The organism is Streptomyces lydicus (assembly GCF_001729485.1).
Lineage (GTDB): Bacteria > Actinomycetota > Actinomycetes > Streptomycetales > Streptomycetaceae > Streptomyces > Streptomyces lydicus_D.
Genome location: NZ_CP017157.1, coordinates 1,992,508 through 2,008,894 on the forward strand (window position 1 = coordinate 1,992,508; position 16,387 = coordinate 2,008,894).

Sequence of the window (16,387 nt, forward strand, 5' to 3'; positions counted from 1 at the left end):
GGACGAAGTCCGGAGGGCCGGCACCGCACCCGACAACAACCGGCCCGCCGCAGGCGCAACGGCGAGCAACACCCACGGCGGGACGGAAAACAACGTGCGGGGGCGCCGCAAAGCGCAACGGCGAGCAACACCCACGGCGCCGCAGACAAAAACGTGGGAAGAACCGGCGCCACGCGCCCTACGCTTCGAGCCCGATCGCGAAAGCCGCCTCAAGGTCGTGCTGCGAATACGTGCGGAAGGCGATGTGCGTCTCGGTGGAGGCGACGCCGGGGATCTTGCTGATGCGGCCGGGGATGACGTCCGCGAGGTCGTCGTGCCGGGCGACGCGCACCATGGCGATCAGGTCGTGGGCGCCGGTCACCGAGTAGACCTCGCTGACGCCCTCCAGCGCGGCGATCTTCTCGGCGATCTCCGGGATCTGGTCCACGCTGGTCTTGATGAGCACGATCGACGTGATCACGGCTGGCTCTCTCCCTCGGTCGCCCGGTCGTTCCCCCTGGTGGCCCCCACACTATCCCTCCGGTAGCGGGCCCATGCGTAGAGGAAGCCGAGCGCGAAGCCGACGACATGGGCGAGGTAGGCGACGCCCGGGCCGTGGGGGTCGTCCTGGGCGGCCTGCCACTGGAGGAAGAACCAGAACAGCAGGACGGCCCAGGCGGGGAAGCGCAGCGGGAGGAAGAAGAGGAAGGGGAAGACGCTGGTGACGCGGGCCCTGGGGAAGAGGTACAGGAAGGCGCCGAGGACGCCGGCGATCGAGCCGGACGCGCCCACCAGCGTCTGGTTCGAGGCGGCGTGCGCGGCCGCGTAGCCGAGCAGCGCCAGGTATCCGATGATGAGGTAGAAGGCGGCGAACGTCAGCCGGCCCATGCGCGCCTCGGTCATCCCGCCGAAGACGTAGAGGAACAGCATGTTGCCGAGCAGATGCAGCCAGCTGCCGTGCACGAACAGTGCGGTGAGCGGAGTGATCAGCGCCCGCAGGGAACCGCTCCACAGCTCCAGCGGGACCACGCCCCACCGCTCGAAATAGGCGGTCTGGGCCTTCAGCAGCGCGTCGCCGGTGCCGTACATCCGGTTCAGGCCGGCGGCGGGGCCGAGGACGAAGACCGCACAGCACAGGCCGATCAGCACATTCGTCAGCCGCGAGAGCGCCGCGGTCAGGGACCGGGTGGGGTGCGGCGGGCGGCGGAGGAGGCCGGACGGGAACAGAGAACGGAAGCGGGGGGAACGGGGTGAACGGGGTGGGGGAGCCGGCGCCGTCATGAAGTGATCATGGCGTAATGCGGGCAATCGGGACAGAGTGCCTCGCCGTGTCCCGGCTCCTGGGCGGGGCCCGCGCCGGCCCCCCATCAGGCCGTAGGGTTGCAGGCAGTACTTTGCGTACTTCCGCAGTCCGACGGCGCACCGCGTGAACGGCGCAGCAGCACGAGATCGACACGAAAGAGGACGACAGGATGTCTGTTCCCCTGCCGACGGCCGAAACCCGGTGGCGCTGCACGCTGTGCGGAAACCTCACGCGGTTCGACGTGACCCGCCAGGCCAAGGTCGTGGAGTACGTCCACCTGGACCTGGCCGGTGAGCCGAAGGTGGAGGAGCGCGAGGTCCTCAGTGAGACCATCGAGTCCGTGCGCTGCCGCTGGTGCAACGCGGTCGACCAGATCGAACTGGTGGACCGCCCGGGCGCGAGCGCCTGAGATCGGAGCGATGCAGCCGTGGTGGACCGTCCAGCAGGGGAGTCGGGGGCCGAGCGTCACGACGTACCCGAGGGTGCGGCGGACGAGGTGCTCGACCGGCCGCTGCCCGAGGGCGTGCGGCGCCGGGTCGTGGCGCTCACCGCGGAGTCGTTCGGCGCGCTGACGATCGCCGAACTCCCCGCGCCACTGCGGCAGTACGCCCGTTTCACCCCGACCCGCCGGGCCAAGTTCGCCGGGAACGCGATGGCCGCGACGCTGGAGAGCGACGCGGTCTTCCGGCAGCGGATCGCCGGAAAGCTGCGCGAGAGCCAGCCGGAGCTGGCCGAGGCGCTGGAGCACGGCACCCCGCCCGCCGCCGCCGATCCGCTCGATGTCGCCGCGGCCGCCTATGTGCTGCGGCCCGAGGGCTGGGTCAAGCTCGTCGCGGCGGCCGGTGAGGAGGCCCAGCGGGCGAGCGCCGAACGGGCCGGCGAGGAGGCCGAACGGGAGCTGGCGCGGCTGCGCGAGGAGCTGGCGCAGGCGCGTGGCGAGGCCCGCGCGGACGCCGAGCGGATCCGCGCCGACCTGGACGCCGTCCGCCGGGAGAACGAGTCGCTGCGGCGCAAGCTGCGCAGCGCGCAGAGCGACGTCAAGCGGGGCGAGGCGGCGGTGCGCAAGGCCGAGGCGGCGGTCGCCGAGGCGCGCGACCGGGCCGCCACGGAGAAGACCGCGGCGGACAGCGAGATGCGCCGGCTGAAGGCCCGGATCACCGAGGTCGAGACGGCGCTGGAGACCAGCAGGCGGGCCACCCGCGAGGGCCGCAGCGTCGAGGACATGCGGCTGCGGCTGCTGCTGGACACCGTCCTGGACGCGGCGCAGGGGCTGCGCCGCGAGCTGGCGCTGCCGCCCGCCAACGTCCATCCGGCCGACACCGTCGAGGCGGTCGCGCCGGGCCGGATGACGCCCAAGGACATCGCGACGCGGGCCCTGTCGGACATGGATCCGGCGCTGCTCGACCAGCTGTTGGCGCTGCCGCAGGCGCATTTGGTGGTGGACGGCTACAACGTCACCAAGACCGGCTATCCGACCATGCCGCTCGACAAGCAGCGGCTGCGGCTGCTGGGCGGGCTGGCGGTGCTGGCCGCGCAGACCGGCGCGGAGATGACCTGCGTCTTCGACGGCGCCGAGCTGGCGGCGCCGGTGCTGCTCGCGCCACCCCGGGGCGTACGGGTCCTTTTCAGCAAACCGGGCGTAACGGCCGATGAGTTGATTCGTCAGCTGGTACGGGCCGAACCGCCCGGCCGACCGGTCGTGGTGGTCTCCACGGACCGGGAAGTGGCCGACGGCGTGGCGAAGGCCGGGGCCCGGCCGGTCTCATCGGCATTGCTCCTCAAGCGACTTGCCCGGACCTGACGCAGGGCCTCCCGAAGAGGTCGGCCGGGGGGAATTGCGGCCCTCATTCGTCTCTGAGCGTCAATTGGCGCTTACTGCCTGTGTGATGTTGGTAAAGGATGGGGTTTGTGGCGCAGATTTTTCCCGTGAGGATTTGAAGCGATCACAGCTCGGTTACTAAGGTCAGGGCGAACCTTCATACAGGTGATCATCCAACCGGGATGAACAGTGAAGGTACCGCCGAGTCCGCAGCGTTGACGCGGAGCCGGGGTTCGCCCCCACTTCCCGGTAGGCGGCTGGAGGAAGAAGGAGCTCGCCCCCGTGGCGTCCCACCGTCGACCCAAGCAGCCGAGCCGTACTCGCGTGACCGTGCTCACCGCCACCGCCGCGGCGGCCGTCGCCCTCTCGTCCCAGGCCGCCCAGGCCGACCCCCACCAGTCGAAGAAGGACGTCAAGTCCGAGGTCGACAAGCTCTACAACGAGGCCGAGCAGGCCACGGAGAAGTACGACGGGGTCAAGGAGCAGCAGGACAAGCTCCAGAAGGAGGTCGACGCCCTCCAGGACAAGGTGGCCCGCGGCCAGGGTGACCTCAACCAGCTCCGCAAGGGCCTCGGCGCGGTGGCCTCCGGCCAGTACCGCAGCGGCTCCATCGACCCCTCGGTGCAGCTCTTCCTCTCCGGCGACCCGGACACCTACCTCGAAAAGGCCGCCACGCTCGACCAGTTGAGCGGCAAGCAGGCCGAACAGCTCAAGACCATCGCGGACAAGCAGCGCCGGCTCGCCCAGGAGCGCGCCGAGGCCGCGGCCAAGATCAAGGACCTCTCCGACACCCGTAAGGCGCTGGGTGACAAGAAGGACGAGATCAAGGGCAAGCTCGCCAAGGCGCAGCAGCTGCTCAACCAGATGACGGCCAAGGAGCGGGCGGCCATGCAGGCCGAGGAGAACCGCGCCAACCGCAGCAACGAGCGCGTCAACCTCGGTGACGACGTGCCCGCTTCGCAGCGCGGCGCGGCCGCCCTGTCCGCCGCCCAGTCCAAGATCGGTTCGCCGTACGTCTGGGGCGCCACCGGCCCGTCGTCCTTCGACTGCTCCGGTCTGACCTCCTGGGCCTACGCGCAGGCCGGCCAGTCCCTGCCGCGCACCTCCCAGCAGCAGGCCAACGCCGGTACCCGGATCAGCTCGGAGAGCGCCCTCAAGCCCGGCGACCTGGTGCTCTTCTACGGCGACCTGCACCACATCGGCCTGTACGCCGGCAACGGCACGGTGCTGCACGCCCCGAAGCCCGGTGCCGCCGTGCGCTACGAGTCGATCAACAACATGCCGTTCCAGTTCGGTGTGCGGGTCTGACGCAGGGCGCCGCGGTCGGGTAACCGGCCAACGGGCCGACGCACGGGTCTGAAAAGCCTCACAACACTCTCAACCTGCCGCCCGAACGGGCGATTTGCGGCTCCCCCCGCTGACCTGCCGCCCCGCCGGTGACCTGCACAGTCACCGGCGGGGCGGCTTTTTGCGTACGAAATGCGGTCTTTGGCCGGTGTGGACCGGCGCCGTTACTGTCTGCCCTCGCAGCATCCGGTCACCGCACGCCCTCCGGCGGCAGGGGCTTCCCCCCAGCTCCCGGCTGCGCTCGCACAGGGGACCCCCATCAGAAGGAGTGTGGCTCTCGTGGCGTCCCACCGCCGTACGTCGCAGCACGGTCAGGCCACCCTCGCCGGGGTCACCGTACTGTCGGCGGCCCTGGCCACCGCGGCCGCCGCACTGGCGGCCCCGCCGGCCTCGGCCACCCCCGCGGACCAGCCGGCCGCGAAGAGGGAAGCGGCGACCGCCCGGGTCGACAGGCTCTACGCGCAGGCGGAGCGGGCCACCGAGAAGTTCAACGGCGCCGACGCCCGGGCCAAGCGGCTGCGGGGCGAGGTGGCCGCCCTCCAGGACCGCACCGCCCGCGCCCAGGAGCGGGTCAACCGGATGCGCGGCCGGCTCGGCGCGCTGGCCGCCGCCGAGTACCGGGCCGGCGGCATCGACCCCACCGTCCAGCTGATGCTCTCCGAGCGGCCGGACAGCTATCTGGAGAAGGCCGCCACCCTCGACCGGCTCGGCACCGACCGGGCCGCCCGGCTGCGCGAACTGCGCTCGGCGCAGCGCTCCCTGGAGCAGCAGCGCCGGGAGACCGCCGGCAAGCTCGCCGAGCTGGAGTCCAGCCGCCGGCAGGTCGCCCGGCACAAGAAGGAGGTCCAGCGCCGCCTCGCCGCCGCGCAGCGGCTGCTGAACGCGCTGCCACGGGGCGCCAGGGCGGCCTACGAGCGGGCCGCCAGGAGCGACGGGCACGCCGAGGCGGTTCCCGACCTGGGCGGCACGGTGCCGGCCTCGGGGCGCGCGGCCGCCGCCGTCGCCGCGGTGCGCGCCGCCGTCGGCTCCCCGTACGCCTGGGGGAGCGCCGGTCCCGGCACCTTCGACTGCTCCGGACTCACCCAATGGGCCTACCGGCGGGCCGGTGTCTCGCTGCCGCGCACCTCGCAGGCCCAGCGCGGTGCCGGCCGGCCGGTGCCGCTCGGCCAGGTGCGCCCCGGGGACCTGGTCATCTACCGCTCGGACGCCAGCCACGTCGGCATGTACGTCGGAAACGGCCAGGTCGTGCACGCCCCCTACCCGGGAGCGCGGGTGCGCTACGACCCCATCGGCATGCTGCCGGTCTCGGCGGTCACCAGGCCCTGAGGCGGCCACCCAGCGTTTTTGCCCCGGCCGGGCCGGAATTACGATCGGCCGCATGTCGGAGCAGCGGGCGGGACGGCCGTCGCGGGCCCGGGCGGCGGGCTGCGCCGTCCTGTGCGGTGTCGTGCTGCTCGCGCCCCTGACCGGCTGCGGCCCCAGGACCTCGTCCGCGGCCCGCTTCCCGGACGTGCAGCGGATGCTCGACGCCCGGGCGCGGGCCGTCCAGCACCGCGACGAGGCGGGCTTCCTCGCCGCCGTCGACCCCCGGGCCGCCGCCTTCCGCGCCCGCCAGCGCGCGACCTTCGGCAATCTGGCGGGCGTCCCGCTGACCGACTGGCACTACGACCTGGAGTCCATCGGCGCCTTTCCGCTCCCGGACGGCACCGCCGGCGAACGGCTGGCCGCCAAGATCCGGCTGCGCTACCGCCTCAAGGGCTACGACAGCGCCCCGGTCAACGCCGTCCAGTACCTCACCCTCACCGAGCGCGACGGGCGCTGGCTGATCTCCTCGGACACCGACGGCGCCGCGAGCGGCCGGGTCGGCACCCGCCAGCTGTGGGACCAGGGGCCGGTCCGGCTGGTCCGCGGCCGCCACAGCCTGGTGCTCGGCGGCGCCGGGCACCAGGCCCGGCTGAAGGACCTGGCGCGCCGGGCGGACCAGGCAGTGCCCGCGGTCTCCGCCGCCTGGAAGGGCGAGTGGGCCGGGAAAGTGGTGGTGGAGGCGCCGGACTCGGTCGAGCGGATGGCGCAGCTGATGGGCAGCGACGACCCCTCCGGGTACGTGGGCATCGCGGCGGTCACCACGGGTGAGGCCGGGGTGCGCGCGGCCGCGCCCGCGGACCGCGTGATCATCAACCCCGACGCGTACGAGGAGCTCAACGACCTCGGCCGCAGGGTGGTCCTCACCCACGAGACCACCCACGTCGCCACCCGTACCGTCACCACCGCGGACACCCCGTTGTGGCTCTCCGAGGGCTTCGCCGACTGGGTCGCCTACCGGGGCACCCGCCGCAGGGCCACCGTCGCCGCCCCCGAACTGACCCGCGCGGTCCACAACGGCGACCTGCCCGACCGGCTGCCCACCGACGCCGACTTCGGCTTCCGCGCCGGCGCCGACCGGCTGGCGAAGGCGTACGAGGGCAGCTGGCTGGCCTGCCGCATGATCGCCGCGAAGTGGGGCGAGGCCAAGCTGCTCGCGTTCTACCGGGCGGCGGGGCAGGGCGTGACGAAGGCGTCGGTGGGCGGCGCGGCGGGGCCGATGGAGGCCGCCACCACGGCGCCGACGCCCGCAGGCCCGGCCCCGCCGGCCACCGGCGCACGGCACCGCAAGCCGGCCCGCGCGGACCGCACGGACCGTGCGCTGCGGTCCCAACTGGGCGTCGGGCTGGCGGAGTTCACCCGGCAGTGGCGGGCCTACGTCCGCAAGGTGCTGCGCTCCGGCTGAGGGCGTGCGCGGCAGGCCGCCGGTGCGGTGGGCGGCGTCGGCCGTCACACGGGGTGGCGCGCGGTGTCGGTGACCGGGGCCTCGCGGGCCGGTACCAGGGCGGCCCGGGGCCCGGCCGCCCCGCGCGTCGAGACCCACAGCCGGCGGCAGGCGAGCAGCGACGCGGCGACGAGCAGGCCGTTGCGCACCGCGAGCAGGGCGATCCCCGCCGGCGCGCTCGCCACGACGTCGGCGAACCGGACCGGGAACTCCAGCAGCGTCACGCCGGTGGCGAGCAGCACCAGCACCGCCGGCAGCCCCTGCCGCGTGGCGCGTACGGTCAGGCACACCGCGGCCAGGCCCACCAGCCACAGCAGGTACTGCGGGCTGATCACCCGGCTCGTGGTGGTGAAGAGCAGGGTGGCGGTGAAGGCCGCCTCGCACAGCGTCGTCCCGGTCAGCTTCCCGGCCCGCGTCCGCCACAGGACCAGCCAGCCCAGCGCGGCCCCGCTCAGCACCATCGCCAGAGTGCTCACCAACGGGACGCCCGGGCCGAGGAACTCCACCGAGCCGTAGTTCAGCAGCACCTCCCCGCGCCACCCGAAGTGCCGGGCGACATGGAAGACCAGGCCGCCGAGCGACTCGATCTCCGTGCCGCGGTCGCGCTGGAACGTCAGGAAGGCCAGCGCGCCCGGCGCCGCGGCCGCGCACGCGACGGTCAGCCCGGCCGCGACACCGCCCGCGGTGCGCCACAGGGCGCGCGCCCGGCGGCCGCGCAGCGCCGCCCCGGTCAGCAGCAGCGCCGGCCAGACCTTCAGCAGCGCGCCGAACGCGATCAGCGCGCCCGCCACCCGGGGCCGCCGCACGGCCGCGAAGAGCGCCGCGACGGCCACCGCGGTGACCATCACGTCGTAGCGGGCGTACGCGGTGGGGCCCAGCAGGGTGACCCCGGCGATCCACGCCCAGGCGCCGGCGGGCCGGTTGCCGGGCCGCCGGCCGGCCCGCAGGAAGAGCGCGAGGGTGGCCGCGTCCGCGGCCAGTGCCAGGGCGAAGAACGCCGGGGCGTAGTCCAGGAACGGCAGCAGCCCGGGGGAGAGCACGGCCAGCGCCGCGGCCGGCGGGTACTGCCAGGTCACGTCGTTCAGCGGGTAGCTGCCGCTCTTGAGGACCTCGAACCAGCCCTGGTAGATGACCGACACATCCGTGGTGACATCGGGCCCCGGCAGCACCAGCACCCTCAGTACGCACAACATCACCACGGTCCGGGTCACGGCCCAGGCCGCGACCGGTCCCCACACCCCGCGCCCGCCGCCGGCCATCGCCACCTCGCCGCTGCCCTTGATCACTGCTCCCCGCATCATGCCGGTACCGGCCGGTGACGACCGTAGTGCAGGCGCGGCGTGGCGGGGCGGCCGGACCCCGGCCCGCGACTGCCCGGTACTGTCGGCCCCGACCGCCGAGACCGACCGCTCGGACCGACCGTCGAGAGACCATCGTGCACAAGACCTTGATCGTCACGAACGACTTTCCGCCCCGGCCCGGCGGCATCCAGGCATTCCTGCACAGCATGGCGCTGCGCCTGGACCCGGACCGGGTGGTGGTCTACGCCTCGACCTGGAAGCGCACCGAGGAAGGTCTCGCGGCCACCGCCGCCTTCGACGCCGAGCAGCCGTTCCAGGTGATCAGGGACCGTACGACGATGCTGCTGCCCACCCCGAGGGTGACCCGGCGGGCCACCGCGCTGCTGCGGGAGCACGGCTGCTCGTCGGTCTGGTTCGGCGCCGCGGCGCCGCTCGGCCTGATGGCGCCCGCGCTCCGGCAGGCCGGCGCCCGCCGCATCGTGGCGAGCACGCACGGGCACGAGGCGGGCTGGGCGCAGCTGCCGGGCGCCCGCCGCCTGCTGCGCCGGATCGGCGAGGGCACCGACACCCTCACCTACCTCGGCGAGTACACCCGCTCCCGGATCGCCGCCGCGCTCACCCCGGCCGCCGCCGCCCGGATGGTCCAACTCCCGCCCGGCGTCGACGAGAAGACCTTCCACCCGGGCTCCGGCGGGGACGCCGTACGGGCCCGGCTCGGGCTCGCCGGCCGCCCGGTCGTGGTGTGCGTCTCGCGGCTCGTGCCGCGCAAGGGCCAGGACACCCTCATCGAGGCGATGCCGGCCGTCCGCGCGGCGGTGCCCGACGCGGCCTTGCTGATCGTCGGCGGCGGCCCGTACGAGAAGGAACTGCGCGCGCTGGCCCGGGAGAAGGGCGTGGCGGACGCCGTGCACTTCACCGGCGCGGTCCCGTGGGAGGAGCTGCCGGCCCACTTCGGCGCCGGCGACGTCTTCGCGATGCCGTGTCGCACCCGCCGCGGCGGCCTCGACGTCGAGGGCCTCGGCATCGTCTACCTGGAGGCGTCGGCCACCGGACTGCCCGTCGTGGCCGGTGACTCCGGGGGCGCGCCGGACGCCGTCCTCGACGGGGAGACCGGCTGGGTCGTCCCCGGCAACGCGCCGACCCCCACCGCCGAACGCCTGGTCACCCTCCTGAAGGACCCCGCGCTGCGCCGCAGGATGGGCGACCGCGGCCGCGCGTGGGTGGAGGAGAAGTGGCGCTGGGACCTGCTGGCGGAGCACCTGAAGGAACTGCTGTAGGCGCGGCCCCCGGTGGACCGTCCCGGCAACGGGAAACCGCCGCCGCGGCAGTGCCACGACGGCGGTTCCCGTCCGGTGCCGGACGGCGCTACCCGCGGTAGATCGCCTCGATGTCCTCGGCGAAGTCCTTCGCCACGACGTTCCGCTTCAGCTTCAGCGACGGGGTGACGTGTCCCGACTCCTCCGTGAACTGGGTCGGGAGGATACGGAACTTGCGCACCGACTCCGCCTTGGAGACGGCCGCGTTGCCGTCGTCGACCGCGCGCTGCACGGCGGCCAGCAGTTCGGGGTCGTGGGCGATCTCGGCGGGCGAGACGTCGGCGGGGTGGCCGTGCTCCTCGGCCCAGCGGGGGAGGAACTCCTCGTCGAGGGTGACCAGCGCGCCGATGAAGGGGCGGCCGTCGCCGACGACCATGCACTCGGCGATCAGCGCGTGCGCCCGGATACGGTCCTCGATCACGGCCGGTGCGACGTTCTTGCCGCCCGCGGTGACCAGGATCTCCTTCTTGCGGCCGGTGATGGCGAGGTAGCCGTCCTCGTCGAGGGTGCCGATGTCGCCGGTGTGGAACCAGCCGTCGGACAGCGCCTCCGCGGTGGCCGAGGGGTTGTTCCAGTACTCGGTGAAGAGGTGCTCGCCGTGCAGCAGCACCTCGCCGTCGTCGGCGATCCGCACGACCGAGCCGGGCAGCGGCTGGCCGACGGTGCCGATCTTCTGGCGGTCCCAGGGGTTGAAGGCGGTGGCCGCACAGGACTCCGTCAGGCCGTAGCCCTCCAGGGCGGTGAAGCCGATGCCGCGGTAGAAGTGGCCGAGCCGGTCGCCGAGCGGCGCGCCGCCGGAGATGGCGTGGGTGGCCCGGCCGCCGAGGACGGCGCGCAGCTTGCCGTAGACCAGGCGGTCGAAGACCTTGTACTTGATCTTGAGGCCGAGCGGCGGGCCGTCCGGGGTGTCCAGCGCGCGGCTGTAGGCGATCGCGGTGTCCGCCGCCTTGTCGAAGATCTTGCCCTTGCCGTCCGCCTGCGCCTTGGCCCGCGCCGAGTTGTAGACCTTCTCGAAGACCCGGGGGACGCCGAGGATCAGCGTGGGCCGGAAGGAGGCCAGGTCCTCGGTGAGGTTCTTGATGTCGGGCGCGTGGCCCAGCTTGATGGGGGCCATCACGGAGGCCACCTGCACCAGCCGGCCGAAGACGTGCGCGATGGGCAGGAACAGCAGGACGGAGGAGTCGCCCGTACGGAACAGCGGCCGCAGCCGCTCGACCACGTTGCCGCACTCGGCGAAGAAGCTGCGGTGGCTGAGCACGCAGCCCTTGGGGCGGCCGGTGGTGCCGGAGGTGTAGACGATGGTGGCCGGCGAGTCCGCGTCGGCGAGCGCGCTGCGGGCGTCGACCTCGTCGTCGCTCAGCGCCGCCCCCGCGGCCCGCAGCCGGGCGATGGCGTCGCGTTCGATCTGCCAGATGTTCGCCAGGTCGGGCAGCCGGTCGCGCACCGACTCGACGGTCGCCTCGTGCCCCGGCGTCTCCACCAGGCAGGCCACCGCACCGGAGTCGCCGAGTATCCACTGGATCTGCTCGGCCGAACTGGTCTCGTACACCGGGACGGTGATCGCGCCGGCGCTCCAGATGGCGAAGTCCAGCAGCGTCCACTCGTAGCGGGTGCGCGACATCAGGCCGACCCGGTCGCCGGGCTGGACGCCGGAGGCGATCAGGCCCTTGGCGGCGTCCCGGACCTCGGCGAGGAAGGCGGCGGCGGTGACGTCCTGCCACTCGCCGTTCACCTTGCGCCCCATGACGGCAACATCCGGGTGCTGCGCGGCATTTCGGCGGATGAGATCCGTCAGGTTGCCGTCCGCGGGGACCTCGTACAGGGCCGGAAGGCTGAACTCGCGCAAGACTGCTGCTCCTCGAAAGCGCCGGCGCCACGACGCTGTGTGGTGCGCCGGCTGCGGTCCATGATCATGCAGGGGGATTGGACTGCCCGGACGTTACCCATGGGTATCACTGTTGGTATAGGGGGTTGCGGCCAGATGTTCGATGCGTCACATGCTTGAGGACACGCCAATGGGGACTGTTGCGCGCAGACTAGACCAGCCGGTCGGTGACCCGAAAGTAACCGGGTGCCCGGCCACCCCTCCCTCCACCCGCCGACGCGTTTTAGGCTGCCGCCATGCGCGTGCATGTGGTGAGTGACGTACACGGAAACAGCCGGGACCTCGCGACGGCGGGGGACGGCGCCGACGCCCTGGTCTGCCTCGGTGACCTGGTCCTCTTCCTCGACTACGCCGACCACTCGCGCGGCATCTTCCCCGACCTCTTCGGCGCCGCCAACGCCGCGGCGCTGGTCGCGCTGCGCACCGACCGCCGCTTCGAGGAGGCCCGCGCGCTCGGCCGCCGGCTGTGGGGCGAACTGGACCGCACGGGCGCCGGTCGGGAGTCCGTCATCGAGGCGGCGGTCCGCCGGCAGTACGCCGAACTCTTCGCGGCCTTCCCGACCCCCACGTACGCCACCTACGGCAACGTCGACATCCCGCGCCTGTGGCCCGAGTACGCCGGGGACGGCACCACGGTCCTCGACGGCCAGCGGGTGGAGATCGGCGGCCGGGTGTTCGGCTTCGTCGGCGGCGGCCTGACCACCCCCATGCCCCCCCGAGCTCTCAACTCCGTTCGAGCAGGGGGTACCCCCATCCCGTACTTGATCAGCGACGAGGAGTACGCCGCCAAGATCGAGGCGGTCGGCGAGGTCGACGTGTTGTGCACCCACATCCCGCCGGACGTCCCCGAGCTGTGCTACGACACCGTCGCCCGCCGCTTCGAGCGGGGCAGCGCGGCCCTGCTGCACGCCATCCGCACCACCCGGCCCCGCTACTCCCTCTTCGGCCACGTGCACCAGCCGCTGGCCCGCCGGGTCCGCATCGGGGGCACCGAATGCGTCAATGTCGGCCACTTCAACGCGACCGGAACCCCCTTCGTCCTGGAGTGGTGAGCCCGGCCGCGTCCGCCCGCCATCCCCCGCGCGGTAGCCTTCAGCAGCACAGACACCGCGCAACGGAGTCTCCCCTGATCTTTGGGTCCCCCCGCTCGAATCGAAGCCGAGAACGGGGCGGGGCCGAGAGCTGGGGGAAGGGTCGGCGGACCGGAACGAATCGGTATGGAGGAGTCACGGCGATGGCCGAACACACCAGCTCGAGCATCACGATCGAGGCGGCACCCGCCGAAGTGATGGGCGTGATCGCCGACTTCGACCGCTATCCGGAGTGGACCGGAGAGGTCAAGGAAGCCGAGGTGCTCGCCAAGGACGACCAGGGCCGCGCCGCGCAGGTGCGCCTGCTGCTGGACGCCGGTGCCATCAAGGACGACCACACCCTCGCCTACACCTGGACCGGTGCCAACGAGGTCAGCTGGTCGCTGGTCAAGTCCCAGATGCTGCGTGCCCTCGACGGCTCCTACCGCCTCGCGTCGCTCAGCGGCGGGGCCCGTACCGAGGTCACCTACCAGCTCACCGTCGACGTCAAGATCCCGATGCTCGGCATGATCAAGCGCAAGGCCGAGAAGGTCATCATCGACCGCGCGCTGGCCGGGCTGAAGAAGCGCGTCGAGAGCGGTCCCGACGCCGGCCCCGCCGACGAGGCGGAGAAGCACTGAGCGTGCGCACCGTCCTCGTCACGGGCCCGGGCGGCGCCGGCCGCACCACGCTGGCCGCCGCGACCGCCCTGGCCGCCGCCCGCAAGGGCGCCCGGGCCCTGCTGCTCACCACGGAGAGCAGCGCACCGGAAACGGTGCTGGGCACCGCGCTGGGCGCCGAGGCCCCCACCCCGATAGCGCCCGGCCTGCACGCCCGGCGCATCGACCCCGGTGACCGCTTCCGCCAGGAATTCCTCGCCTTCCAGGAGCGCGCCGGCGCCGCCCTCGACCTGCTGGGCGCCGCCCCCCTCGACGAGGACGAACTCACCGAACTCCCCGGCGCCGAGGACTTCGCGCTGCTCCAGGCGCTGCGCGCCGAACACGCCTCGGACGCCTGGGACACGGTCGTCGTCGACATGCCCTCGGCAGCCGAAACGATCCGGCTGCTGGCGCTGCCGAACCAGGTGCGCCGCTACCTGCGCCGGCTGCTGCCGCCCGAGCGCCAGGCCGCCCGCGCGCTGCGCCCGGTCCTCGCCCAGCTCGCCGGCGTCCCGATGCCCGCCCAGAAGCTGTACGAGGCCGCCGAACGCTGGGAGACGGAACTCAGCGCCGTCCAGCGGGTGATCGACGACCCCGGCACCTCGGTACGCCTGGTCACCGAGGCCGGCCCGGTCGCCGCCGCCAACCTGCGCGCCATCCGCGCCGGCCTCGCCCTGCACGGCCGGCGCACCGACGGGGTGGTCGTCAACCGGCTGCTGCCCACCGGCTCGGCCGACCCCTTCCTCGCCGCGCTCTCCGGCAGCCAGCAGACCGCCCTGAAGGCCCTGCGCGAGGAGTTCCCCGACGTCCCCGTGCACGAGGTGCCGCACCTGGGGCGCGACCCGCAGGGCGTCGCCGAACTCGACGAACTGATCGACGGACCGGCCGGCGAGATCGGCGACACCGGGACCGGCGACACCGGGGAAACGGGCGAGCCCGGGGAGACCGGCGACCGCGGCCGGAACGGTGAGACGGCCGGGCCCCGCCCCGACCCCTGGACCGTCGAGGACCGGCTGGCCACCGACGGCCTCCTGGTGTGGCGGGTGCCGCTCCCGGGCGCCGAGCGCCGGGGCCTCGGTCTGGTGCGCCGCGGCGACGAGATCGTGGTGACCGTCGGCCGCTTCCGCCGCATCCGCACGCTGCCGTCCGTACTGCGCCGCTGCACCGTCTCCGGCGCCGGGCTGCGCGACGGCGTCCTGGAGATCCGCTTCAGCCCGGATCCCGACCTGTGGCCCAAGAGCGACTGAACGGGCAACCACCGTTCGGGTAACGTCGAGGGTGAGCCGCCGGTCCGGCGTGCCCGCCTCGATGCGCCTTGTCCCGACGGGCCCGCCGCACCCTTCGCCGTACCGCCTCGCCGCAGTCCACGGAGTTCATCATGAGTGATGCCACCGAGCGCCCCGCCGACCACCGGGCCGAGCCCGATGCCGACGCCTGGGAGACCGCCTGCGCCGAGGACCTCGCGGCCGAGCAGGCCCGCCGCCGGACCGAGTACGGCCCCCAGCCGGGCAGCGCCGCCGAGGAGCTGCGCAAGCTCGCCGAGGCGGTGACCGACAAGCTCGCCGGCATCCAGCTGCCCGGGGCGCTCGGCGGGATGGCCGCCCAGAGCGCCGTCAGCCAGCTCTTCAAGCAGGCCAAGGCCGCCGTCGAGCCGGTCATCGAGCGCAACCCCGACATCTTCGACCACCTCGCCGCGGCGGGCTCCGAGTTGCTCGCCGCCTACCGCTCCGCCGTCGAGGGCAGCGAGCGCCGCTGGACCCGGGACGACCCCGACGACCGGACCGCCCGCCAGGGGCAGGATCCCCGCGACTCCCGTGACCCCCGCGACGACGACGGTCCCACCGGCACCGAGCGCATCGATCTCGACTGACCCCGCCGCCTGATGAGCGCGGGAGCCACCCCCCGCTCCGGTACGGTGGGTCTCGGCGGGGTTCGAGCGAAAAACTGAGGGACACATGGGACTCACCATCGGCGTCGACATCGGCGGCACGAAGATCGCGGCCGGCGTGGTCGACGAAGAGGGTTCGATCCTTGAGACGTGCAAGGTACCGACCCCGCACGCCACCGACGCGCTGACCGAGGCCATCGCGGACGCGGTCCGCACCGTCGGGGCGGGCCACCGCGTCGAGGCGGTCGGCATCGGCGCGGCCGGCTACGTCGACGAGAAGCGGGCCACGGTCCTGTTCGCACCGAACATCGACTGGCGCCACGAACCGCTCAAGGACAAGGTCGAACAGCGCGTCGGCCTCCCCGTCGTCGTCGAGAACGACGCCAACGCCGCGGCCTGGGGCGAGTACAAGTTCGGAGCCGGCCAGGGCCACAGCGACGTCATCTGCATCACCCTGGGCACGGGCCTGGGCGGCGGCATCATCATCGGCAACAAGCTGCGCCGCGGCCGCTTCGGCGTCGCCGCGGAGTTCGGCCACATCCGGGTCGTGCCCGACGGCCTGCTGTGCGGCTGCGGCAGCCAGGGCTGCTGGGAGCAGTACGCCTCCGGCCGCGCCCTGCTGCGCTACGCCCGCCAGCGCGCCTTCGCCACCCCCGAGAACGCGCAGATCCTGCTGTCGCTCGGCGACGGCACCTCCGAGGGCATCGAGGGCCGGCACGTCAGCGAGGCCGCCCGCCAGGGCGACCCGGTCGCCATCGACTCCTTCCGCGAGCTGGCCCGCTGGGCCGGCGCCGGCCTGGCCGACCTCGCCTCGCTCTTCGACCCGTCGGCCTTCATCGTCGGCGGCGGCGTCTCGGACGAGGGCGAGCTGGTGCTCGAACCGATCCGCAAGTCCTTCCGCCGCTGGCTGGTCGGCAACCAGTACCGGCCGCACGCCCAGGTGCTCGCCGCCCAGCTCGGCGGCAAGGCCGGACTGGTCGGCGCCGCCGACCTGGCGCGCCAGGGCTGACCGCG

The 16,387-nt window shown here is 73.3% G+C and carries 15 protein-coding genes; 11 read left to right on the plus strand and 4 right to left on the minus strand.

Going from position 1 to position 16,387, the window contains the following annotated elements:
* Nucleotides 1-178: 178 nt before the first annotated feature.
* Both SL103_RS08565 and SL103_RS08570 read right to left on the minus strand, forming a co-directional pair.
* On the minus strand, nt 179-460 hold the full coding sequence (locus SL103_RS08565) for an Lrp/AsnC ligand binding domain-containing protein (protein ID WP_033270847.1): 282 nt from the start codon (nt 458-460) through the stop codon (nt 179-181).
* Nucleotides 457-1,137, minus strand: a complete 681-nt coding sequence (locus SL103_RS08570; protein WP_069573538.1) for a rhomboid family intramembrane serine protease — start codon at nt 1,135-1,137, stop codon at nt 457-459. The genes SL103_RS08565 and SL103_RS08570 overlap by 4 nt, the downstream gene beginning before the upstream one ends.
* A 314-nt stretch (nt 1,138-1,451) precedes the next feature.
* Between SL103_RS08570 and SL103_RS08575 the strand changes: the two genes are divergently transcribed.
* The 5 genes from SL103_RS08575 (at nt 1,452) to SL103_RS36780 (ending at nt 7,215) form a co-directional block, all read left to right on the plus strand.
* Nucleotides 1,452-1,691 carry a hypothetical protein gene (locus SL103_RS08575; protein ID WP_033270849.1) on the plus strand — a complete coding sequence of 80 codons (240 nt, stop codon included), beginning with the start codon at nt 1,452-1,454 and terminating at the stop codon, nt 1,689-1,691.
* Nucleotides 1,692-1,778: 87 nt separating this feature from the next.
* Complete coding sequence (locus SL103_RS08580) at nt 1,779-3,083, plus strand: NYN domain-containing protein (protein ID WP_432215389.1); 1,305 nt, start codon at nt 1,779-1,781, stop codon at nt 3,081-3,083.
* A gap of 300 nt (nt 3,084-3,383) precedes the next feature.
* Nucleotides 3,384-4,409, plus strand: a complete 1,026-nt coding sequence (locus tag SL103_RS08585) for a C40 family peptidase (RefSeq protein WP_069568139.1) — start codon at nt 3,384-3,386, stop codon at nt 4,407-4,409.
* Between the two features lie 318 nt (nt 4,410-4,727).
* On the plus strand, nt 4,728-5,774 hold the full coding sequence (locus tag SL103_RS08590; RefSeq protein ID WP_069568140.1) for an NlpC/P60 family protein: 1,047 nt from the start codon (nt 4,728-4,730) through the stop codon (nt 5,772-5,774).
* A 52-nt stretch (nt 5,775-5,826) separates the two neighbouring features.
* Nucleotides 5,827-7,215: a hypothetical protein gene (locus SL103_RS36780; RefSeq protein ID WP_069568141.1), complete on the plus strand. Its 1,389-nt coding sequence runs from the start codon at nt 5,827-5,829 to the stop codon at nt 7,213-7,215.
* Nucleotides 7,216-7,259: 44 nt separating this feature from the next.
* Here SL103_RS36780 and SL103_RS36785 read toward each other — a convergent pair whose 3' ends face one another.
* Entirely contained in the window at nt 7,260-8,513 is a 1,254-nt protein-coding gene (locus SL103_RS36785) for a glycosyltransferase 87 family protein (protein WP_099055519.1), read from the minus strand.
* 176 nt (nt 8,514-8,689) lie between these two features.
* On the opposite strand from SL103_RS36785, the gene SL103_RS08605 reads away from it, so the two are divergent.
* On the plus strand, nt 8,690-9,832 hold the full coding sequence (locus SL103_RS08605; protein WP_069568142.1) for a glycosyltransferase family 4 protein: 1,143 nt from the start codon (nt 8,690-8,692) through the stop codon (nt 9,830-9,832).
* 88 nt (nt 9,833-9,920) lie between these two features.
* Here SL103_RS08605 and SL103_RS08610 read toward each other — a convergent pair whose 3' ends face one another.
* Entirely contained in the window at nt 9,921-11,717 is a 1,797-nt protein-coding gene (locus SL103_RS08610; RefSeq protein ID WP_069568143.1) for an AMP-dependent synthetase/ligase, read from the minus strand.
* A 275-nt stretch (nt 11,718-11,992) separates the two neighbouring features.
* On the opposite strand from SL103_RS08610, the gene SL103_RS08615 reads away from it, so the two are divergent.
* From SL103_RS08615 to SL103_RS08635, 5 genes are all read left to right on the plus strand, one after another.
* Nucleotides 11,993-12,808: a metallophosphoesterase family protein gene (locus SL103_RS08615; RefSeq protein ID WP_069568144.1), complete on the plus strand. Its 816-nt coding sequence runs from the start codon at nt 11,993-11,995 to the stop codon at nt 12,806-12,808.
* 182 nt (nt 12,809-12,990) lie between these two features.
* Nucleotides 12,991-13,467 carry an SRPBCC family protein gene (locus SL103_RS08620; RefSeq protein WP_069568145.1) on the plus strand — a complete coding sequence of 159 codons (477 nt, stop codon included), beginning with the start codon at nt 12,991-12,993 and terminating at the stop codon, nt 13,465-13,467.
* Nucleotides 13,468-13,469: 2 nt separating this feature from the next.
* Nucleotides 13,470-14,732, plus strand: coding sequence for an ArsA family ATPase (locus SL103_RS08625; protein ID WP_069568146.1), 1,263 nt, complete (start codon nt 13,470-13,472; stop codon nt 14,730-14,732).
* A gap of 131 nt (nt 14,733-14,863) precedes the next feature.
* Nucleotides 14,864-15,355, plus strand: coding sequence for a DUF5304 domain-containing protein (locus SL103_RS08630; protein WP_069568147.1), 492 nt, complete (start codon nt 14,864-14,866; stop codon nt 15,353-15,355).
* A gap of 85 nt (nt 15,356-15,440) precedes the next feature.
* Entirely contained in the window at nt 15,441-16,382 is a 942-nt protein-coding gene (locus SL103_RS08635; protein WP_069568148.1) for an ROK family glucokinase, read from the plus strand.
* The last annotated feature ends 5 nt before the right edge of the window (nt 16,383-16,387 follow it).

Bases quoted from the DNA above. Each gene is read 5' to 3' on its own strand.
- SL103_RS08575 (WP_033270849.1), top strand. From the start codon at position 1,452: ATGTCTGTTCCCCTGCCGACGGCCGAAACCCGGTGGCGCTGCACGCTG.
- SL103_RS36780 (WP_069568141.1), top strand. From the start codon at position 5,827: ATGTCGGAGCAGCGGGCGGGACGGCCGTCGCGGGCCCGGGCGGCGGGC.
- SL103_RS36785 (WP_099055519.1), bottom strand. From the start codon at position 8,513: ATGGCCGGCGGCGGGCGCGGGGTGTGGGGACCGGTCGCGGCCTGGGCC.
- SL103_RS08615 (WP_069568144.1), top strand. From the start codon at position 11,993: ATGCGCGTGCATGTGGTGAGTGACGTACACGGAAACAGCCGGGACCTC.
- SL103_RS08620 (WP_069568145.1), top strand. From the start codon at position 12,991: ATGGCCGAACACACCAGCTCGAGCATCACGATCGAGGCGGCACCCGCC.
- SL103_RS08630 (WP_069568147.1), top strand. From the start codon at position 14,864: ATGAGTGATGCCACCGAGCGCCCCGCCGACCACCGGGCCGAGCCCGAT.
- SL103_RS08635 (WP_069568148.1), top strand. From the start codon at position 15,441: ATGGGACTCACCATCGGCGTCGACATCGGCGGCACGAAGATCGCGGCC.